The sequence below is a fragment of the Aliikangiella maris genome (assembly GCF_040719265.1).
GTDB classification, from domain to species: Bacteria; Pseudomonadota; Gammaproteobacteria; order Enterobacterales; family Kangiellaceae; genus Aliikangiella; species Aliikangiella maris.
This window is the reverse complement of record NZ_JBFDAH010000003.1, coordinates 78275-101265: the sequence shown is the minus strand read 5'-3', so window position 1 is coordinate 101265 and position 22991 is coordinate 78275. Positions and strand designations below refer to the sequence as shown.

Sequence of the window (22991 nt, the reverse complement as noted above, 5' to 3'; positions counted from 1 at the left end):
ACTATGGCAATTGATAAATACCACTCAAAGCGCGAGAAAATTGATATTGATGAACTTACCTCGCTAAACGCTGCCAACACCGTTTTTCTCGATTCACAACGTGTTCGGCCGCTATGGTTTGACGGGCGTTTTGCTCGAGCGGCTGACTTTAATCGACAGACAGAATATTTTTTGACACGCCAAGCTGACTTGTCAATTGCCACCGGTACCGGCGTGGTAGAAGGATTAATGGTGAGTATGGATGGAGAAAATAATCGCCTAACTATCACACCGGGATTTGGGGTGACTGAACAGGGGGAGCGAGTGGTTATTGCCCAGCTACTTAATATTCAATTGAGTAACATTACTCACATTCGCCAATTAAATATTAAGTTAGGATTAAGCCAGTCACCCAAAGCACCTCTGCGCAGTTTAAATGGCATTTATTTGGTGGTACTTAGACCATTGGAATATACCGCTAATCCTATTGCTGCGTATCCAGACAATATCGGCGAAAAACGTCAGTTTCATGATGGTGATATTATTGAAGCAACCGCACTTAGTCTGATCGAAATAAAACAGAACTTCAGCCACTTTGCCAATGGTGCATCGGTCAGAGCGCAGTTAGCAGATAGCTTGTTTAATCGACAGGAATCACTTGAAATTCCACCAAATACGTTACCACTAGCATTGATCCAAATTAATAATGGACTGATAAAGTGGATCGATAATCATTTGGCTCGGCGAGAAATGGGTAGTGCATTTAGTGATGTCCTCGGTTTAGGAATTGCGCCTCGCGGACTGCGTCATGCGCATTTTAAACAATATCAACAAATGTATTTTGATATTTTACAACAGCGTGGCAGTAATGATTCGCGATTTGCGGCAAGTGATTATTTTTTGTCATTACCATCAGCTGGACAAATGCCAACCGCCTGTATTGATATCCAATCCAGCACCCAATATTTTTTCCCTGACAAAATGGATGTGGAAATCTCGGTGATTCCTGATGATGAAGTCGCTCCGCTTATTGAAGAAAGTCTATTACTACCACCAATTGAATTGGATGCCGACGCAAAGCAAATTGATGCGACGGCAGTGATGATTTTAATACCTGTACCACGAATTCAGTTTAATAGTGTTTTAAACAGCCTCAAAAAACAGGTGCCCGCAAAAATATTAAACAAAACACGCATTGAACGAGCTGTATCAACAATGTCACCTAGAGAACGATTAAGTAAAATTCAGCGTAAGCTACCCGAGTATATTCAGCCATCAGATAATGTGATTGCACAACTCAATGAAGTTGACTGGCAAAGTTTACTTGGTGTGCATGAAAACATCTGGTTTGTTCGGCGTAGGCATTTAAGCTACAAGGAAGAGGTTGCCGGTAAAGCTGTTAATATTCTAGCCGATGAATTCGGCGACGAAACTGAAATGCGTCGTTACTTAACTGATTTGGGATTATATGATGATTTTGTCCATTTAAAAATAAAAGGTAGCGCTGCTGCCGACATGAATATGGTGCGCCTATTAACTATACCTAAGTTTACACAGTCAGAATTATTAATGCGCAGTGCGTTACTTGAGTATAAAGCAGAAAAAAGATTGAGTGAACAAGCTGTTAATCGAATCAATGATCGCTTTACCCAACAAAATGTTGGCGAAGGGATTCGTAAAATAGAACCCATGATGCAATTAGACCAACAAGCAACAATTGCACTGGCCTTGAGTAAGAGTACCCCCGAACTAGATTATGTTGCGCAACATTTACCAGAAGAATCCTTGATCAACTTTGCGGAAGAAATTAAATCCAGAGTCAGTGGTGATAAACCACAAACACCAACCACTTTGGCAAAATTTATTAAAAGTAAAATGAAGGAATTACAACAATGAGCTTGCACAAGGTGCCACAGTGGTTGGATTCTGAACGGGTGATTGACGTTGTACCAGAAATATCTAATCGATTGGCCAGTAACGAAATTACTTTGCGGCGACTAAATTATGTGAGTGGACGAACACTGACTAAAGCTGCCATGGATATTGAAGTGAAGCATCACGATCAACATCTGGCGTTATTTGGTCGTCAGTTGTCTGCGGGTATTATCGATGGGTTAACGCTTTCTGCCCGATTATTGCCTGTCAGACAAGCGGACGAAAGTCTGCAAGATATCTGGCATATTGAATTAACAGCCGGTATTGGTGTTACCCATTATGGCGATGATATCGCAGTCAATCAGCGCCGTCAGATTGCTGTTAATCAAATACCGTCAGTCAACTCACCTGAATCTATTGAGCAGGTTATCGAAGGTGTCGGTATTTTTTTATTACAGCCGATAAAAGCAGAAGATATGCTGGTTGATCGGAATAATACTTGTCAACAAGATGTCGAAAGCTATGCTTTTGATGATCAGCTTTACACCGATGGTGCGCGCCTGTTATGGTTTCCGTGGCCTGAATCATTCGCACCATTACCAGATGTTGAACCGGCATTACTGAGAAATACGCTTAGTTATCTGATTTATCAAAAGCAACAAAATGACCCTTCTTTTATTGCGCCTTGGGAAGAAATCGGTGTTCCGCTTGGATTAAGTCAGATTTTACCTGGCGGAGAAGTTGCTTTTATTGATCGTTTTGCAGTGATTCGCCAAGGGGGAGCGCCACTGAGTGTAATGCCCAAAAATTGGCAGAATGGCACACCTTTTCTGTGGCAGGCGAGAATTCAGGGATTTACTGAGCATTTGCAAACATTAATTAATGAGCAACAATCAATTTATCCTGCCATTGCGCATTTTCGCTACTTGCCTCCGATGGGTTTTTTACCGAGAGATGCCGTTGACTTTGAAAATCGAGTGTGTGAGTTCTTTCCTAGTCAGTTTCGAATTGAAGCGGCGCCAGTACCAATTGAAGAAGTGGAAGTGATTCTAGAAGCCTGCGCATCATTAAATTGCTTTGACCTTTATCAGCCCGACCGTGTAAAAATTTATGTACCAGTTCCACAAGCTTTTTATGAAGCAGAATTGTTATTCGGCGAAACCGTTGATCCGGTTTTTATTCAAACGTTAAAAAAGCTTGTGGCTAAAATCAAGATAGAAAAAGAGCATCGTTTGCAAATTCAGCAAATGGCTCAGATTGTACAAGGCATGATTGATCCGCAAAATATCATTATTTTCACCGAACAGGACAATGAAGCGTTGCCTGATGAATCAGACCCGAATGTGATAGTTGATGATTATCAACTGAATGATGATGAAAAGTTTTCACAGCAGACGCTTGATATTTTGCAAAACCTATATGATTGGATTGATAAAAATATGAACTTTTGGTCTGATCAGGAAAAAAAGCAATTCCACCCATCGATTCTGATGAAACAAAAATTTAAGGGGCTAATTCATTTAGCTAAACATTACACTGAGCAAATTGAAAAAACTAATGATCACCTGGACTCGGGCTTTATGCAGTTACAGGCTGAATCATATCGTTTGCGTCAAGCTTTGTTGGGCAATGAAAAAGCCAGCCGTTTATCAACTTCACCTGCACTGGCCAATATTCTAAAGGGGCAGCTTAGCGAACCAACTGCAAAAAACATTAATTTGTTTTTTAAGCAAGCGGTAGTGGGGGCTCCAAGCCCATCTACAGTAAAGCGGGTAACGGATGATTACCAAAACTTTGATGAGATGGCTGTAGCAAGTCATGCTTCACTGGAAACTGGTGTGACCGAAGCCGATACAACGGAAGTAAATGCAAAAAATAGCGATAAACCAACTGCGGCTATATCCGATAATCAAGATAGTACTGATATTTTTAAACGCGCATCAAGCGATAATCATGACTATGCTCGAATAGCTCGTGCTAACTATCCTTATGATTTTGGTAGCGAGCAAGGATTTACCGAAAAGAGAACCAAGTCTGACAATCAACGTTTTACAGGCGACAAACAAGCCACTAGCGCAGATAGCCAATTTGCCATCGACTTCAATAAAGTTGCCACCATCGACAGTGGACTGCTGATTCAACCTGAATATCAGTTAATTCAAGATAAGTATAAAAACGTTTTTGATAAAATTTATACGCCAATCGAGCCATTGCGCAACTTAGGCTTAAAAGAACGAGTTTATCAATCACCCAGTGTACAATTGCGAAATAATGCAGTACGCACTAAAGCATCGGTCTATGAGTCTTTAAGCCAAATTCCAATTGATTTAAGTGGTTTGACGATAACACTTGATACGAATGAGTTTGCGATTATTACGTTAGTTGAATATCAAGCCATTCTTGATGCGATAGAAAAAATTCAAAATTCGGAAACGGTAAATAAACTTAATGTTAAAAACGCATTTTTAAATCGTACTTCAAAAGGAAGCGTTGATGTCGTCGTTCGAGTTTATGCCCTTACCGCGATTGAAAGAAAACAATTACATAGTGATGAATTATTAAAATTGGAAAAACTGATCAAGTTGGTACAGGATATGCCCACTAAACGGAGTGTCATTGATTTAACTCACCCTGATCTTGCGTATCTTACCCGCTCTGGAATATTTGACCCTGAGCCTGTTGATGCGGATGAAGCCGATTACTTTTCGGCTGGTATTGCCTCATTAGAAAAAGCGGTTGCTACTTTACGTCTAGTTGAACAACGCGCAGGCATTTATGAATTAGCACTGATTGAAATAAAAAGAAGCCTTGGGGAATCAATTCCGGTACAAACCGCTTGGCAAAAACTATTGAGTGCAATTAATGATAAGCTGGCTGAATATCGACATGATTTAGCGGTTACTCGGTCACTTTATGAAGAAGAAAAAATGCGAGTTAATGAGATTAATTTACGCCGCAAGAAAACCTTGGCAACGCAGGTTAACCAAATAATATTTGTCAGACCGAGAATGGTATCATTACGTGAGAATGTAATCAGTAAGCCTTTATTTGCGCAATATCGAAATCCGGTGCCCGCATGTCTAAAAGAAGACTATGAAGCAACAGAAGAATTAGCCGAAATGCTGGACTTATTTCGCGAAGTTCCTCTGAAGTGGCTTAATTATGCCAAGCCCTTAATTAAGCAAATCAAGCGACCAGAACGTATTGCCCAAATTATGGCGTATGCGGCTAAACGTGCCCAGTTACAATTAAGTCAGCTTGAAAAAGCATTAACGACTAATCAGCTAGCCAGTTATACACCGCAAAAGTATGGCTTGTCGATTAATAAAGTTATGCAGTCTGCATATGAAATCAGAAAAAATACATTCTCCCAGAAAATGCATTTAAATGAGCAGCATCTCGCTGGTTTTTCATGGAAAGAAACCACTGAAAAAGCAAATGACTCTTTGTCTCTGGCTGACCTTATTGATGCGGGAAAAGCAACCTCAAGTGTGGCGCGTAAAGCAATACAAGGAATGGAAAACTTAGAAGATGTTGCGGTTTGCTTGAATTATCGTTTAGCCCAAATTGAACCTGCACTTCGACTTAAGTGGGCCGATCAAATCAGTATTTTTGATCAACCTGTGCTACTCGGCGACTTATCGATTCTAGATGGCTGGGGAGGTGTACCGTTTGAATTACAGCGTGAACTTCAAGGGTTTGTTGATTGGTTATTTAGTCGAGTAGATCAAACTTATAGTGACGCTTTGAATTTAATGAATGATCTCGTGAGGGTTTGTATTTTGCTTGCCAGTCATGCACCAGTTAGCAGTATTATCAGCGGACACTTGCCTAAACCGGTTAAAGGAAAAATAGGTGATATGTTTGATTTAATTGTCAATAAAGGACGGCCTAAAGTTGGTATGAAGGTCGCCATTTATCAAGGTCAAAATATGGTGGTACAGGCTATCGTAGAGGATATCGTTGCCCAGTCTGCCCGAGTTAAAGTATTGCAATCAACAAATAACGATCAACGATTTGATATTGATAGTGGCGCACAGGCGCGTTTTTTACAAAAAGTGTAAACGAGAAAAAACTAAAATTATTTTAAAGGGTTGCATAGAAAAGAAGAAATTAAATGCGAATTTCAAATAATATAACGATTAAAATAACTAAAATTTAAGCGAGAGTTTTTTGAACTATCGACAAGTTAATAAGTTAACTATCCGAGCACCAGATACTGCTCAGGCTAATGCGTTACGAGTAAAGCTAACTGATGCACTAGCCACAGCCAGTTTGCCAAGGCTTTCTTCGTTTTCGCTCATTATTGTTAAACAATTAATTTTGGATAAAGTGGCCAAGAATTTTGGGGTAACACAAATTAGCTATCATATTGACCAACAGTCATTAAAGCTTTTTCCTCAAGATATCAGCTGGCCAAATATTGATTATTCTTCGGTTGAATGTGTCAAGTTTGCCGATGATATTGTGCCATTTGAAATTTTACTTAGAGCAAGCTGTCATCAAAAAAAACTAACGGCATGGTACTGGAAAAGTATATTTAAACCACATTGGCAACCAGATTTTTCAACAGAGGAAATGCTCAATTTTTGCATGTTACAATTGGTTAAAAGAGAGAATGCGTTACATGCAATGGGTCGGGTTTTTGAGAGTTTGCTTGAGCACCAAACTGTACAAAACCTATGGGCGCATCTTAAAACTGAGTCTGTCAAACAGTGGATGGATAAGTATAACCAGCAACATTCACCCATAGATTTTAATCCTGATTATCAATTGGCGAGTCGGCCGCTTACTTTGCTAGCAAACCTGTTATCAAAAATGCAAGCTAATGATGACATGTTGAGCACAAACAATTTCACGACACAAATGATTAAACTTAAGCATCAAATAAATCAACAATTAAGCAGTCAATTTTCAACGAGTTGGTGTAAGTTATTTAGTGGTTTAATGCCACGATGCTTGATGACTGATGAGCGATTAAACTGGCTATGCATAATGGCATCTCAAAGAGTGAGTCATATTAGTGTGTGTTACATTGCACAGCAATTAAAATCATCTTTGGCAACATGGCGAGTGATTGATTTTTACTTGGCTTCAAATACCAGTCAGGAAACTGGCGGAATATACAAAATGGATGTCTCTCAGCAACAAGAGGCAATTCATCTTTTGCAGCGGCTCGAAAATAAGCCTGATTGGTACGAACTCGATTTATTAAAAGATAAAGTTACTGGTCATATCATCACTGAGAAAAATACTCATCGATCTGATAAATATTATCCTAATAATGATTTTATCAAGCAAAATATGAGTCACCGTGAGTGTGATCAAATTAAAATGTCATCTCATGATAGCCAGTCTGATCATTCACTTGGCAATTCGTCAAATAAAATTGAACCAGGTCATGATCAAATTGCTTGGCCGCAGGTTCAAGAGGCAATAATAGATTCAGATAATCAATATCAAAATTCATCAATCAGTCTGCCCAATCAGTCGACCACTCATGAACTGAAAGGAATTGTTTCTAACAAAGAAAATCGAGCGCCGTCTTATCATTATTCAGGCTTAGATAACCGAGATAAAAAACCATTATATATTGCGATTGAGAAAAATTTCACTGATGGTATGCCCAAGTCAACTGAATTTGCCGGACTTCCATTGTTGATTCAAATAATGAACCAGCTATCGATGGGAACATTTATTGAGAAATATCCAATGCTATATTGGCTGCCTGGCGCGATTATTCATTACTTTTCGCGGCATTTGTCTATTGACTCTATCGATCCCGCTATTGCTTGGTTTAATACTGAGCATCTTTATTTTCAACGACAGTCGCCTCAAACGCAATCTATTGAACCCATATTGTTACAAACTGATTATATTTATGCATTACCTAAATTATGGCGTCAAGTCATTAAAGAGCAACCGCTTTCGACGACTGCAAGTGGTCAGCAAATTATGTACCACTGGATAAAAAATATTTTATTTTCTATTCGCCAAAAATTGGGAAAATCGGCTAAATGGTTGATTAAGCGGCAAGGAAAAATTGCTTTCACACAAACTCATGTTGACGTGCTTTACGACTTTTCACAGTTAAATCTTGCGATACGACTGGCCGGTTTCGATATTAACCCAGGATGGGTTAATTGGCTTGGTAAAGTTGTCACGATTCATTATCAGGATTAAGGCGAAACTATGCAGAATCCTCAAAATCAAATCGATCAAGCGTTATTGACGCCACAAGAAGAACCGAATTGTGTAAACAATCAGTCTGACCAGGCAGAAAGTTATGCGCAGCAGGAAAGCTCAATGAGTTTAACAATGAAAACTATCGTTTATGGATTGTTGGCGGGTTTGTTGTCAGATGAAATACTTCTGTTATTAAAGCGCAAAAACCTGAGTCAAGAGCAAGCTTCAGATGAAATCGATTGTCCTGCTACCCAAAATGCATCAATACCAGTTTCAAATAATCATCACCAGATTTCAGATGAAATCAATTTTCTGTATCAATACACACTTTATTTCGAGCCTTTGCTAAACAACCATTCCTGGTCTGAATTTATTGAAGACTATATTGCTGCGCCTAATGCCGAAGATAGCTATTTTATTGCTGCGCTTAAAAAACTTGGTTTAACCCCAATTGAAATGTTAACTGTCAGTCTCACCCTTATGGTCGAGTTTGATGTTATTACTGGAAGAATACTGGCTTGCTTGCAAAAGCCACTCGCTTTTTCTCGACCAACTTTAGGATTGCTCAATACGGTATTTGCCGGTATATGGCCGGAGTCGAGTCATGTTTCCATGTTGAATAGTTTTGCTAGTCATTCGATTAGTCAGCTCATTCAAGGGCGTGCATTTCAACTGGGATTATTGAAATGTTTGCAATCTGATTTACCTTTGCCCGAACAATCAGTTATTACGCCGCTAAACTTAGCGATTGCTCTCACTCAGCAAAGTGCAACTTGGCCGGGTACTGAAAGACTCAATTGTTGGTCAAACATGCAGGGATTAAGTCAGTCAGTTGTACATCAGGCACAAATTCAGGCAGCTGCACTGGCGCATTTTTCTGAAGGCATTTTAGTTATTCACAGTGTTGCACGCCAAGAGGCAGTTACTGCGGCACTAATTATCAGCGAACATTTAAGACAACAAATGTTACTTATTCATAATTGGCAACAAGCGCATGATGGGATTGCTGTGTTACTCAACTGTCACCATTTATTACCAGTATTGATTTTAGAAAATAATCTCCCGGAAAATAAAAAACTGCCAGAAATTGTTGGTTTTCAAGGACCGATAATTGTTATTGCTGGTGTTGATGAATTTTTTGCATGTGATTCAGGACAAATCATCCATTGGCAGATTCCTTATCCAAACCAGCAGGAGAGAAAACTACTTTGGTCAAAATATATTACGGATACTGCTTTGGTGGACAAGCTTTCTTGTGATCATATTCATGCGGCTTCGCGAATTGAAACATTAGGTCAATTAGCGCAGCATCAGGCAAGGATTGCACAGCGAGAGTACATTGAATTGTCAGATATTCGAAGTGTCGCCTGGTTAAATGACGGGGGACCGATGAGTGGGCTGGCTGAACCAATTCGTTTTCAGGTGGACAGTGAAGCTTTGGTTGTACGGAAACAAACCCGCCAAGAGCTTGATTTATTGAAACAGCGTTGTATGTACCGCGAGCATTTGGCTGACAACCTTGGTATTACGTTTAATGCTCGTTATCAAATGGGAGTGAAAGGGCTGCTTGTTGGTCCTTCAGGTACGGGAAAAACATTGGCGGCAAGCTGGTTGGCGAGTGAAATAGGATTGCCTTTATACCGGGTGGATTTGGCATCAGTAACCAGTAAATATATTGGTGAGACAGAAAAAAATCTCGCGAAGTTACTCACTCAAGCAGAAAAAGATGAAATTATTTTACTGTTTGATGAAGCAGATTCAATGTTCGGTAAACGCACCGATGTTAAAGATGCCAATGATCGATTTGCTAATGCCCAAACCAACTATTTATTACAAAGAATCGAATCCTATAAAGGTATCGTATTGCTGACCAGCAATAGTAAAACCCGATTTGATGAAGCGTTTATTAGACGCTTAGATGCCATCATTGAATTTGCTCATCCTGAGCCATCGACGCGTCGAGCCATTTGGTTAAAGCATCTGGGCACACATCACCAATTAACGACTAAAGAAATTAATCAGGTTGCGGTTAAAAGTGATTTAACCGGCGGACATATTCGCAATGCGGTGTTAGCGGCTGCCGTGTTGGCAAAAAGTGAGAGCACGCCAATTCAGTTGTCACATATTATTCAGGCGTTAACTATCGAGTATCGAAAGCTGGGAAAACAGATTTCTCCCGAGCTCGCGCAACTCATTCATTGAATGTGAACACTATGAATGAAAATGCAATCGACGACAGGATAATATCAAATGAGCTTTAGTCAAAAGAAATCAAAGTCGAGTGATCAGCAAAATAGTCTAAAGCATTTTAATTCGAAAAAAAATCAGACATCAATTGAACAATCAGAGCGAAACTTAAATTCAAAACAAGCGAATCAGCAAAAAGCTTTACTTAATAATATATCTTTTCATTCAACGGTTGAGTCTGATATTGATAATGCAGAGTCAATAGCTACATTACCCATATTTTTAAAACGAACTGGCCTGGCTTCGCAAGCTACTAATACTCAAATTGCCAATGCTCAATTTGCTCATAGCCAATTTACCAATAGTCAAATAGAAAATTCTACAAATACACTTTCCAATACAAATACACTTTCCAATACAAATACACTTTCCAATACAAATATACCTTCAAATACCAGCGCCCCGGCAAGTACGAAAAATTTTCAAAAAACAATTTTGCCAACTAACCAAACATCAGTAAATACTGCATCTCATGGTAATCAAAAGGTTGTTCAACGCAAACCGCAAAGCAATGCAACGGACAACGGAGCAATTGTTGAGGAACAAGATAATGAAGAACTGAACTCACCGATAGTGCAAACAAAATTGATGATTGGTGCACCTGATGACGAATATGAAAAGCAGGCGGACCAAGTTGCGGCTCAGGTGGCTGTTCAAGAATCGGCACTAAGCAATAACAAAATCGCTGTAGGTTTACCGACATGCAATCAGGTAGCGCCAACCTCTGCTGCTTATTTGCCTCGTCAGTATTTGCAACGTAAAATTTCGCCAAAACTCGCTAAAAAGCAACAATCTGTGAGCAGTATCGGCGTTGACGGCGGGGGAGTAGCACATTCAGCCACTGCATTAACACTAAATACGATACGATCGCCCGTTGGGGGAATGAGTATTCCATCTGTGGTGAAAAACCGAGTAGAGCCTGTACTTGGTGCTGATTTGTCGCAGGCAAAAGTGCACAACGACAGTCAGGCTAATCGAGCTGCGCAAACATTACATGCGAAGGCTTTTACCCATCAAAACCATATTTTTCTTGGCGCAGGACAAAGCCCGTTTGATCTACCTTTAATGGCTCACGAAGCAACCCATGTGGTTCAACAGCAAAATTTACCACCACTTAATTTAATTTCTCGTTTACCTGATGGACCGATTGCGGATCGATACGCTGAGACAATGGGGCGAATGGTTTATGAGCAATTGCAACGGGAAAGGCAGACGCGTGACCGCTGGACCAGCTCTCGAGACAGAGAGTTCCGTGGCACATTACGCGGACAGCAAACAACACTCAGTGGTGAAATGGGACGCACCCAAGGTATGCTGACCCAGCAGCGCGTTGCCATGCTGGTTGAAATGAGTAATCCTGAATTACAGTCCAGTTGGGCTGCGGCTCAGCAAAGTACCGTAGCGATTAATACCGATTTACTGACAGAAAATGTTTCAGATGTTGATGTCGAAGTGCCTCGTCGGGCGATGGCTGACTTTTATACCTATCTTATTCCGTTTGTTAGCGATACTGAATCACGTCAACGGACACGCGCAGAACAAGAGCAGACACAATACGAATCAGATATGCAAAGCTGGCGCGCGCAACAAAGTGCAATGCGTTCTTCACCAATAGGAGAACCGGGGGAGCGTGCATTTTGCGCTGGTATGTCGATCAGTTTTCCGCGTCCTTCGCCGCCTTATCGTGCACCCGCGTCAATTGTGGCTGAGTTGCGAGCTAGATTACGCCGGGTTTATGCCGCTCAGGTTGATGCCGACTGGCGAGCAGTATTGCAGGATTTTGCTCACTCAACGGCATCAATGGACGGTTTACTGACTTATCGATTACCTGCAAATTCGCAGGCTCGTCAGGGATTTGAATATTTTCAGTCATTACTCAGCCGACAGCAGGACCTGCAACGCCGTCATGAAGATGCCGTGCGCATACCAGCGGTATTTTATCCAGAAGATCAATTCATGGATGTCCGCCGGGACGATGGCCAAACTGACAACGTGGCAAAAGCAATTCCCTGGCAGTTTTATTTGTATCGACAAGGTAATAACTGGGTACTCGAAGACTTAATGGCCAGTGATCGGCGTTCGAATACTCAGCCAATCAGTGATACTGATGCATCCGCTCTGGCTGCAGGCAGGCAGGTCGATCCGCCAACGGCTTTGTTTGAGCAATTGAATTCAGCACTGCGTTTTTCAAAGGGAAAACTTTATTGGACTATGCCAAGTGGCAGAATCTGGTCACTCAGAACAACAGAACCCTGGACTGTGTCGAGCTTTTTGGCGGCTTTAGGCATTGCGCTGGCAGTCTTGGGGCTAATTTTATTTACCGCCGGTGCCGCCGGTGTGCCGCTGGCGTTTGGTTTGGCTGCGGCTGCGAGTATTGGTTCTACACTTGCTGGTTGGCACGAGCGGTCGCAGCATGGCATGTTGACTACGGGTGACTTGGTGATCGGTGGGATAAGTATTGCCGCCGATATCGCATCAATTTTTACTCTAGGCATGGGCAAAATAGCCAGTATTTCGGCTCAGGCTGGAACGCGACTGGCCAACGCCGCGTTGTTGGCCGGACGTTATTTGTTTCGAGCCAAGGTGGTAGATTTTTCGGTTAATTTGATTCAAGTATTTGCGGTAACCGGACAATTTTTAGCGCAATACAATGCGTTGAAAAATAACTCATCATTGCCACCCGGAGAGCGAGATGCGGCATTAACAAGGTTAGTACTAACAGGGGTTTTAACGGGCGGAGTGATGCTGTTTGGTGTCGCTAGTGGCGCGCGAGATATCAGTGCCGGACCAAACGGTCGTGTTCGACTGGACGCCGATGCTGATGGGACTCCAAGATTGACTGCTGATGTCCCAGCATCCGGTGCTCCAGATGTGCCTGCTTCGGCAGCCACCGGCGATACACCGGTTGATTTACCCAGCACTTCAACGACGGTGCCCGATTTACCACCGCCATCGTCGACGGTATCGGCATCGGGTACACCATCCGCTGCAACATCAACCGCTTCAACAGCGTCGCCAGGACTGGCCGCACCCGATGTTGAACTACCCGCAGGGGCGCAAACTATTCAACAACGCCTTGATGCGGGAGCCAGTCCACCACAGTGGGCACGAGACAACCCAACGACTTCTTATTTTTTAGATGGTCATTACCACCGCATTGCTGGGGCAGGCAGTCATGCCAGTATTTCTCGCCGCTTGCTGTACATGGGCTCAACTCCCAGTAAATACTCCAGAACTGGTCGAGAAGTATTAAGGCGCATGTTTGGTCAGGGTAAAATCAGAGGTCCGAGAGAATTACGCGCGGGCACTAGCGGTAGTAGCAGCCTCGAAGTGCGAGCACCTGATGGAAGTTGGCAACCGGTTGAATTTTCATCTGGCTCGGGTCACGGACTCGAGGTGCAAGCCAGTGACGGAAATTGGTATGCTATTGATCACACGATTGATATGGGGCATATTGACGATGCTGTGAGCTGGTGGAATCGAGTGGGACGTTTTCACGGCGCGCGTAGTCAACCGGTACGAACTTTTATGTTGGACTCTTCAAACTATGAGTTTCAACCTCGAAGTATCAATCGTTCAGCAGGAGCGCGATTGGGCGAAACCTATTTGCCGCCGGTAGTACCTGATTTACCACCGCCAACCATATCGCCGTAGTTATTGGTCGTACTGGTAATTATGAAACTCATGATAAATGGCATAATCATCTAGCAGTAATAATATTGATGAAAGATTAAAGGAAAAGATTTTGAAACTCGAACTTGATGAAAAGACCTATGAACAGATCACTCAGTTGTGTAGTGAAGGGGATTCAGCCATGCAACAAAATGATTTAAATCAGGCTTACCAACACTATAAAAAAGCATGGGATATGTTGCCAGAACCACAACACGAATGGGAAGCGGCTACCTGGATTATGACTGCACTTGGTGATGTGTACTTTTATTCTAAAGATTTTGCACATGTGATTTCAACACTTGAATATGCGCTGGCTTGTCCTGGCGGTTTGGGTAACCCTTATATTCATTTGCGTTTGGGACAAGCCTATTATGAAGTGAATGATTTGGATAAAGCGGCCGACCATTTAACCCGTTGCTATATGGGCTCCGAACTCGATTTATTGGGTGAAGAAGATGAAAAATATCTAAACTTTTTAAAAAGTAAGATTATTTTGAATTAACCTAAAGCATTTTTACAATTATCAATCAATCGAATATCAATTGAAGTGTTTTGTTTTTAATCTGAGTCTGAAACCGAAAATCTGAGTTTAAAACCAATGTGATTAGCTTAAGAGCAAATTGATCGGTGTAAAACTAAAATGTCGAGTGTAAAGTAAGTTGGTGAACTGAAAAATAATTATGGTAAAAATCTTGTAGAAAGCTGTTGTGAATTGAGTCAGGAGTGTTAGCGTTTTATGATTACTTCAAATCGTCAATCCAATGCCGAATCGGTGACTTCTTCGGGTAATGCCCGTAAATCCAGTACTGCAAATGCCGACACGGTAGTTAAGCAACACCTCACAACTGAGGCAGCAAGTCCGCTGGTTAACTCGAACAATCCAGCTTATATTCATCATCTGTTTTTGAATCATGCAAAACAAGCACAAACTAGCTTTACTACGCATATTCCATCGCCTTTCATTCAACCGCAGCTCAAGATTGGTGCCATCGACAGTCCACAAGAGAAACAAGCCGATGAAGTCGCGCAGCAAGTGACGGCAACAAACCCGTCTCAGCAAATTGAAAGCGCCATTAATGATTCAGCGGTTGCACTGAAACCGCGTTTGACACCTTATCGCTCACCTTCACATAAGTATTCTGCCAGCAGTGAGTCGGGACGATCAAGACAAGCATTGCTACAACCTAAAAGACACCATGATGGCGGTGCACCCGTTACAAAACAGGCCGCACAAGCCATTGGTTCACCTGGGGCTGGCAAACCGTTAAGTGAGTCAATTCGTACGCGTATTGAACCTGTCGTCAATGCCGACTTAAGTCATGCGAGAGTCCATGATAACCCGCAAGCCCGGCAAGCGGCCAATTCGATTAATGCTAAGGCATTTACAACCGATAACCATATCTTTTTGGGCGCAGGACAAAGTGCCAACGATTTGCAACTTATGGCGCATGAAGCCACTCACGTCGTGCAGCAAACTTTGGGTGCTTTATCGGTCGGTGAAGCCAATGTTTTTCGAGATCCGCTAGAGCAGCTGATTGAAAATGATGAGTCAGAATGGCAGGCTTCAGGTGATCATTTAGCACTACTTAATCTGGGTGGACAGTGGGCACTGTTACCTGGTGGCTTTATTCTCACTCATCAACCGTCAACGCTAGAAGCAGCGCAAGGCGTTAATGGACGACTGGCTGATCAGGGTACTATTATGGGCGTACCCTCAACCGGCGCATCAGGTTCTCGATTTATTCGAATTGGTACACGTCGAGCCATTCAGCTCGATGCGGGACGTGGGGCTCGAGTGACGGCGGCAATTTATATGGATCAGGTACATGGATTGATGGGGCGTATGGGGTTAAGTGAAATATCGCAACTGAAAATTATTCATATTCATCGAGACCATGTTTCTGAAATCGCACGTATTGCAGTCGAATTTAATCTGTCACCCGGCAGCATTGCCATTCCTCAAGAGTTTGTTACCGGCACTATTCGACGTGATTTACAGCGTGCTATTCGAGAGTTGCGCAATCAAGGTGGTGACTGGACCGGTTGGGTACCCGGACAAATCAGCAAAAATCGCAGTGGTACCAATGAATTTACTTTAACTCGTTCAACTCATGGTGATGTCACCATTGAATACTTATCGCTGCCAGGCGCAATGCAGCATTTATCTAGTGGTTCAAGAGTCACCGCTAAACAAGTCGATACCGCCAGCTTTATCACGCGAGTGACCCGTCGTAGTGACGGTGCCAGGGTGATTACTTTAGGGGATGTGCGATTTAATGATCTCGAACTGTTTCGTAATGCCATGGGAGCAACTCGTTTTAATGATTTTTTTAGAGGCGTCACTACAATTAATGGATTCAGTCACCATGCGGGCCGTATGGAAACCGGGGATATTCGCGGCTTAATGGCAATGCTAGATGCAACGCTCTATAAAAACGGACAACTTAATGTGGTTGTGCAGACTGATTTAACGCAGCATTCTCAAACTAGGCAAGATACGATCGAATTGATGCGTCGCTTGGGTATTAACGTCACGATCAGTGAGCGTGCACAAGCCGTTGGAGAAGGTTCATCGGGTGTTACGGCAACCCGCGATAGTGTGACCGCTTACGGTAGCCGAGCGACACAGTTAACCACTATCCAAAGCCCATTGACTGGTGCTATTCAGCGACTACAAACCTTACATGAGTCAAAGTCAACATTACGTGCCTGGCGCTCAGTATTTAGTGGCCGTGGTGTCGATGTGGATAGGACAATCAGTGAAATTGACACCTCAATGGAGACGCTGCGAGGCAGTATTCGGCAAGCCAGTGAAGCGGCTGCCAGAGTTAGAACCAGCGGTGGTACTACCGCTGCGGGGGCACGTGACTATACCGCAGGGACACAGGGCGCAGCTTATCAGCGTGCACTGGCTGCCATTCCTGCAACGACGCCAGCGGAAACCATGATTGGGCCTGCTGGATTTGAAACTTTGCGTCAGTATCGACGGCGCAACATTAATCAAGCGCCTAGACAAGTTGCTTTGGAAGCGGCATTAAGAAACGGCACTTATTCTGATACCGCTTTTAGTTATATGCTTTCACAAATGGATCCGACTATTCGCGATAGTGTTTTATATGGCAAAAGAGGCGGACCAAGACCCAGGGATGTGGCTTTTCGCCGGTTGCGTGCGCAGTATATATTTCAACAAAATATCTTGCCAAATGGTCATACTGTTTCGTTAGCTGGTATGTCGCGGGGACGCCGAATAGGGGCTCGCGGAGTTGGCGGGCTACTGGCGGGTATAGAACTGGCTAATATTGGTATGGAAGGTTATCAAAGTTATCAAATGGCCCACAATACCAGCCGTCGCAGACATGTTGCACCATTTTTAAGACGTATTGCCTGGTGGAACCAAATGGGCGTAATGCCACGTTTAGGGGCTGTAGATGAGGGGATATTTTCAAATGATTATTTTAGTAATCCGGCAACTGTTATTGAAGGATTAAAAGAAGATCGCTGGGATGGTCTATGGATTGCTCATAGTGATAATGATCCAGCATTGCCTGATGCGCAAGTACTCAGACTCGGCGTATTTTTAGCTCAAAATATTCGAAACTATGATGAGTTTGCCGCTTATTTTATTGATGGTGGCCAAGATGCAATTACTTGGGTGGGCGATGGCAGTTTTTCTGAGCGCAGGTGGTTGGTGAAAGCCGGTGGCTATGATACCGATTGGGAAAATGAAACCACTGAAAGGTGGGTTGAAGTGCCGCTGTTGACGCAATTAATGCAAACTTATGTTCGTCACATGATTACCAATACCGAAACATTACTTGATATGCAGGGGCGAGGTGAAGCACCAACTGCGGAACAACCTGATCCGAAACTGGGCGGTTTAACTGTTGCCATACAAACTCGATTTGGCAACAAACCCTGGAAAGCTGAATTTAAAACGCCGCAATCTTCGACCACGGTTTATGTTGCCACTCAAGGACGTAATATCGGATTGCTTGCTCGAGAAGTAGAGTGGTGGTCAAGTAATCCAAGTTTTTATGTTTATGGAGAACAAGGTGGTCGATATCAGGTTGGTGGGGCTGATTATAATACTTACGCTGCGTTGCGCCGACTCACTACGCAAAAAACGCAGTTGAATATTGGTCAAAGAGGAATGTGGGAAGAAACAACCTCAGTAGCGCTTGAATCGGGTATGGTAGAAATTGACAAAAGTTTACTTGAACCAGTACCGGAGCTTGGTGATTTTCCTATACCAAGTGGACAGACTCAAATGGGTTGAACTTAAGAACATATTACGTGGATATTGCATGTGTGAAAAGTAAATTGGTTATCTATTAAAAATGTGACTAAAAAATAAAAATAATCAAATTAAAAAAGCGAAAATGTGAGTTAGCATTTGTGCCAGAAGCAATCTGGTTAAGACAATTTTTATTACCGACGAAAAATTTTGGTGGCAGCAAAATCAACAGAGTCAACAGTTTGATTATGCCGAAATGACAAGAAAAATGTCGCAACCATGGGAGTCAGTTGCTTGATAAATACACGAAGTTAAATGCTGATTATCGATATTTTTTTACCATTTGTTAGCCAGGATATTTAAAATTAAACCTAAATAAATTGTGGTTAAAGTTATTGATTTTGCTCAACTTTTTAGTTGAACGTTTTATAATAAACTGATATGCAAGCGGGTTTTAATCTAAGTATTAAGCGCAAAAATATGTCAGTTTGTAATCAATAGAAGAAATCTTAAAAAGCATCTTAATTATTGTCTATCAGTTCACAAAATAGTCACTAAATTCACATGTCATTATCAATCTTTTTAATTTAGAATGCCGCAAAATTTCAAAATCAATTGATATTTATCAATATTCTTTGCGGTCAGTCTGATTAGACTGTGCGCGCTTCTAACTAACATTATAACTAAGGTTAATGACAATGAAAAAACTAACCATTGCTTTGGCAATTTCTGCTGCCTTATCGACACCTTTCGTTGCTGCACAAGACAATGCTGATAACTGGATTTTCCGCGTTGGCGTCGCGCATGTTTCTCCTAATGATGACAGTGGAGAAGTTTTAGGTGGCGGCGTTGGTGTTGATTCAGATACAGGATTAGCATTTAGTGCAACTTATATGGTTGATGCAAACTGGGGTGTTGAAGTATTAGGCGCACTGCCATTTTCTCATGATATTGTTGGTACTGGTTCTTTATCAGGTGCCAAATTAGGTGAAACTAAACATTTACCTCCAGTGGTCAGTCTGGTTTACCAATGGGGTGAAGAAACCCAATTCCATGTTGGTGCTGGTTTAAACTATACCGTTTTCTTTGAAGAAGAGAGCAGTAGCACATTAGACACAGCATTAAATGCACAAGCTAAGTTAGATCTGGAATCTTCAACGGGTCTTGCATTTAAAGTAGGCTTTGATACACCAATGACTGATGGCTGGAAATTTACTGGTAGCCTTCGTTATATTCAGATTGACACAACTGCTGATGTTATTATCAATGACTCTGTAGCCGCCAGTGTTGATGTTGATATTGACCCTTGGGTTGTAATGTTAGGTGTTTCAACAACTTTTTAATTAATAATACGGATGTGTCTAAGTTCTAGGGCACATCGTTAAGACTGCATTAAAGCAAACCTTATTGTAAAGGTTTGCTTTTTTATTTTAAGCTATTGCCAATATTTTATCGATTTTTACGCCGTGTCGCTGCATGAACTTTGATAACAAATTATGTTAATATTAAAGTCATTCAGTTCATAATATACTGAGTGAATAAAAAGGTATTAAACGGGTAACATATGGATAACTCTTATTATCAGCCGGGACAAGCAGGCACTGTTAATACTTCAAGTCAACCACCAAAAAGCTTTATTCTAGCACTCATATTTTGTATTTTGGGAACGCCATTTTGTGGCATGTTGTATTTGGGTCGATTTAAAAGGGGATTAGTGTATTTAGCATTTGTTTTGCTCGCTATTTCGACCTTTTATGCCGATTTAAAAATAATAGAAAAATTTTCAGTTGAATCTATCTGGCTGATACAACTAATCATTCTCCTTGTCGGCATATTTGATTGCTGGCGTTGTTATAAGCAAATTAAGCCACATACGCTTATGCCACTATATAGTCGCTGGTATGTGGTATTACCCTATGTCTTTGGTTATATAATAGGGATTAATTTGGTAAAAAGCTTTTTAGTTGAAACTTATCAGGTGAGCTCAGTTAACATGGCGCCTAATTATTACCGAAATGATATTTTATATGTTGATAAAAGAAAGTCAGCATTAACTTATTTAAACGGTAATGTATTATATATCAATGAAAATAGCGCAATGTACGAAATGGCAAAACGTGGTAATACCGTTTTATACTTAAAGTCGATCGACAGTCCGCAGGCGTTTCAAGGTAGAATTATCGGTGTGCCGGGTGATACGCTTCACTTTACTGGGCATTCATTCGAAATTACACACTGTAATGAACAGGGATGTAATGAGGTTGTTGTAGGTCGTCAGCTATTGAATAATCAGCATCATTTGATAGAGAATGAACAGCTTGCTAATTCAGATGAGTTACTTCTTTATGAGCAAAAGATAGAGAATGTAACATTTAATATTTTGCACAACCAAAATGGATTTTCAGAAAGTTGCCAGTTAGTAGATGGTAATACTTTTCAAGTTTTGCCTGATCAGGTTTTTATTATGGGAGATAACCGGGATAACAGTTATGATTCTCGATTTTTTGGAATGGTTTCTATTTCAAATATTATTGGTGAAGTGCTGTAATTTAAATCAGTAATAAACCGAATGATTATTAATAAAGTTATTGAGTGATTTAATTTGATTGAAGTATTTGTATTAGCGTTTGCATTGAGTATGGATGCATTTGCTGTTTCTGTTGGTTTAGGTTCTAAAAATCAGCAAAGCCAATTTCGTTTAGGGTTAACTTGCGCAATTTATTTTGGCTTATTTCAAGGCTTGATGCCTTTGATTGGCTACTTAGGTGGAAAGGGCGTCTTAGGATTTATTGAAGATTATGCTAATTGGATAGCTTTTGCTTTATTACTCTTAATTGGTGCAAAAATGATTTATGAGTCAATTAGTGAAGGCATTGAAGAAGATATTGTGAAAATTTCTCATCGAGTGATGTTGACGCTGGCAATTGCAACGAGTATTGATGCGATGGCCGCTGGCTTTAGTTTAACTTTACTGAACGTGAATGCTTTTATTGCTTGTCTACTGATTGGTATAATAACTTTCATAATGAGCTGGTTTGGGGTAATAGTTGGTATAAAAAATGGTACCTGGCTAGAGAGTAAAGCTGAGCTTTTAGGTGGCGTGATACTCATATTAATTGGTATTAAAATTCTACTATTCTGATTATTCAATTTAATTGAGTGCTTGTTTGATGCTTTAGTATTATGTCATTCGGGTGCTCCAAAATCTTATAATTAGCGTATGTAGCCTGATAGTGCTTTATTTGCTTTAAAAAAAACAATACTTATCAGGTTAAACCTAAATGAATATATTTATTCTCGATGAAGATATTCAGCGCTGTGCTGAATATCACTGTGATAAACATGTCGTTAAAATGATATTAGAAAGCGTTCAGCTACTCTGTACCGCATTAAATAAAAAAGGATTTAAAACACCCTACAAGTCAACGCATATGAAGCATCCTTGTGTGTTGTGGGTTGAGTCGTCATTTGATAATTTTGAATGGTTAATTGATTTAACTATCGCACTTAATGCTGAATACCGCTATCGTTTTGCAAAAACTCATGACCATAAATCTATGGCGGTTTTACCTGAAATTGAAAAACTTTATTATCAGCGAAATGGACTAACACCTTTCGCGCAAGCTATGCCCGATAAGTATAAAGTTGATGGCGATGCGGTTCGCGCTTATCGTCAGTTTTATTTAGGTGAAAAAATGCATTTTGCCGCTTGGACGAATCGTGCTGTGCCGGAGTGGGTCGAAATCTCGCATAATTTTTGATTCTGTTTAAATATTTTAGCAATACTTATTACAGCAGCGCCGATAAAATCATTGTATATTTATATGAACAGCATGAGTATATTGAATCATATTTTTTATGTTCATCACTTTATATCCATCACTTTATATTCATCACTATCATGAATGACCTAAATAATTTTAACAAACTGATTCTTATTCGCTATTTGTTCTTTCTGCTATCATATAAGGCGATAGTGCTAACTGAGTTGGCTAATATTGATATTGAATATGATTTGTTGAAAGGTAATGAAATTAAAAAAGGCTCAATCAATGAGCCTTTTTTCTAGTAAAACTAAATTAATTTAAATGAATATTACCCACATTTAGAGTCACCACAGCTTAGACAAGTCATACAGCCATCCATTAATACGGCTGCTTTGGTCATACACTTGTTACACATCTGTGCACCATCAGGATAGTCGCCTTTATGGTCAGCAGCGCCACCTTGTTGTAAAGACTCATATTCGGCGCGTTTTGCATCGACTAATGCTTGTTGATGTTCATCTAAACCAGGATCTTCTAATAGTCCGATCATTTTCAAGTGAGACTCGATGGCATCACCGATTTCTGCAACCAATGAAGGCATGAACTTACCGCCCGCTTTAAAATAACCACCTTTCGGATCAAAAACCGCTTTTAATTCTTCTGCTAAAAAGGTGCAATCGCCACCTTTACGGAATACTGCTGAAATAACACGCGTTAAAGCAACGACCCATTGAAAATGATCCATATTTTTTGAATTGATGAATATTTCAAAAGGTCTGCGTAACTCATGTTCAGTCCCAGCGTTAAGAACAATATCGTTAATGGTGACATAAAGTGCATGATCCGATAATGGCGTCTTTACTTTATAAGTCGAACCCAAAAGCATTTCGGGACGCTTAACACTCTCATGCATTTGTACAATTTCTGCAGAAGATTTTTTTTCTTCAACTACAGGGGCTTCTTCTTCGGTTTTTACTTTATATCCAACGATGGGTTGTGAAATTATTTTTGGCATTTTACTTTCGTAT

At 41.0% G+C, this 22991-nt stretch carries 12 protein-coding genes; 11 read left to right on the top strand and 1 reads right to left on the bottom strand.

Translation table 11 applies throughout. The features are described 5' to 3' along the window. Positions 1 to 3: 3 nt before the first annotated feature. The 11 genes from ABVT42_RS03700 (at position 4) to ABVT42_RS03650 (ending at position 21957) form a co-directional block, all read left to right on the top strand. A complete protein-coding gene (locus ABVT42_RS03700) occupies positions 4 to 1875 on the top strand; it encodes a hypothetical protein (RefSeq protein ID WP_367023466.1) in 1872 nt (623 codons plus the stop codon). Beyond that, positions 1872 to 5918: a hypothetical protein gene (locus ABVT42_RS03695; RefSeq protein ID WP_353873787.1), complete on the top strand. Its 4047-nt coding sequence runs from the start codon at positions 1872 to 1874 to the stop codon at positions 5916 to 5918. Before ABVT42_RS03700 ends, ABVT42_RS03695 begins: the two co-directional genes overlap by 4 nt. 109 nt (positions 5919 to 6027) lie before the next feature. Continuing rightward, on the top strand, positions 6028 to 8037 hold the full coding sequence (locus tag ABVT42_RS03690; protein ID WP_353873786.1) for a hypothetical protein: 2010 nt from the start codon (positions 6028 to 6030) through the stop codon (positions 8035 to 8037). Between the two features lie 9 nt (positions 8038 to 8046). Continuing rightward, positions 8047 to 10242 carry an ATP-binding protein gene (locus ABVT42_RS03685; RefSeq protein ID WP_353873785.1) on the top strand — a complete coding sequence of 732 codons (2196 nt, stop codon included), beginning with the start codon at positions 8047 to 8049 and terminating at the stop codon, positions 10240 to 10242. 48 nt (positions 10243 to 10290) lie between these two features. Next, positions 10291 to 13941 carry an eCIS core domain-containing protein gene (locus tag ABVT42_RS03680; protein ID WP_353873784.1) on the top strand — a complete coding sequence of 1217 codons (3651 nt, stop codon included), beginning with the start codon at positions 10291 to 10293 and terminating at the stop codon, positions 13939 to 13941. 91 nt (positions 13942 to 14032) lie between these two features. After that, positions 14033 to 14464 carry a tetratricopeptide repeat protein gene (locus ABVT42_RS03675; RefSeq protein ID WP_353873783.1) on the top strand — a complete coding sequence of 144 codons (432 nt, stop codon included), beginning with the start codon at positions 14033 to 14035 and terminating at the stop codon, positions 14462 to 14464. A gap of 234 nt (positions 14465 to 14698) precedes the next feature. Then, entirely contained in the window at positions 14699 to 18238 is a 3540-nt protein-coding gene (locus ABVT42_RS03670; protein WP_353873782.1) for an eCIS core domain-containing protein, read from the top strand. A gap of 656 nt (positions 18239 to 18894) precedes the next feature. Further along, positions 18895 to 19539: an OmpW/AlkL family protein gene (locus ABVT42_RS03665; protein ID WP_353873781.1), complete on the top strand. Its 645-nt coding sequence runs from the start codon at positions 18895 to 18897 to the stop codon at positions 19537 to 19539. A gap of 221 nt (positions 19540 to 19760) precedes the next feature. Next, on the top strand, positions 19761 to 20744 hold the full coding sequence (lepB, locus tag ABVT42_RS03660; RefSeq protein ID WP_353873780.1) for a signal peptidase I: 984 nt from the start codon (positions 19761 to 19763) through the stop codon (positions 20742 to 20744). A 54-nt stretch (positions 20745 to 20798) separates the two neighbouring features. Continuing rightward, positions 20799 to 21338, top strand: coding sequence for a manganese efflux pump MntP (locus ABVT42_RS03655; protein ID WP_353873779.1), 540 nt, complete (start codon positions 20799 to 20801; stop codon positions 21336 to 21338). Positions 21339 to 21477: 139 nt separating this feature from the next. Then, a complete protein-coding gene (locus ABVT42_RS03650) occupies positions 21478 to 21957 on the top strand; it encodes a pyrimidine dimer DNA glycosylase/endonuclease V (protein ID WP_353873778.1) in 480 nt (159 codons plus the stop codon). Positions 21958 to 22291: 334 nt separating this feature from the next. Here ABVT42_RS03650 and ABVT42_RS03645 read toward each other — a convergent pair whose 3' ends face one another. Continuing rightward, positions 22292 to 22978: a TSCPD domain-containing protein gene (locus ABVT42_RS03645; RefSeq protein ID WP_353873777.1), complete on the bottom strand. Its 687-nt coding sequence runs from the start codon at positions 22976 to 22978 to the stop codon at positions 22292 to 22294. Positions 22979 to 22991 lie beyond the last annotated feature (13 nt).

Coding starts and splice junctions, on each gene's coding strand:
- ABVT42_RS03695 (WP_353873787.1), top strand. CDS start 1,872: ATGAGCTTGCACAAGGTGCCACAGTGGTTGGATTCTGAACGGGTGATT.
- ABVT42_RS03645 (WP_353873777.1), bottom strand. CDS start 22,978: ATGCCAAAAATAATTTCACAACCCATCGTTGGATATAAAGTAAAAACC.
- ABVT42_RS03665 (WP_353873781.1), top strand. CDS start 18,895: ATGAAAAAACTAACCATTGCTTTGGCAATTTCTGCTGCCTTATCGACA.
- lepB (WP_353873780.1), top strand. CDS start 19,761: ATGGATAACTCTTATTATCAGCCGGGACAAGCAGGCACTGTTAATACT.
- ABVT42_RS03680 (WP_353873784.1), top strand. CDS start 10,291: ATGAGCTTTAGTCAAAAGAAATCAAAGTCGAGTGATCAGCAAAATAGT.
- ABVT42_RS03700 (WP_367023466.1), top strand. CDS start 4: ATGGCAATTGATAAATACCACTCAAAGCGCGAGAAAATTGATATTGAT.
- ABVT42_RS03650 (WP_353873778.1), top strand. CDS start 21,478: ATGAATATATTTATTCTCGATGAAGATATTCAGCGCTGTGCTGAATAT.
- ABVT42_RS03670 (WP_353873782.1), top strand. CDS start 14,699: ATGATTACTTCAAATCGTCAATCCAATGCCGAATCGGTGACTTCTTCG.
- ABVT42_RS03685 (WP_353873785.1), top strand. CDS start 8,047: ATGCAGAATCCTCAAAATCAAATCGATCAAGCGTTATTGACGCCACAA.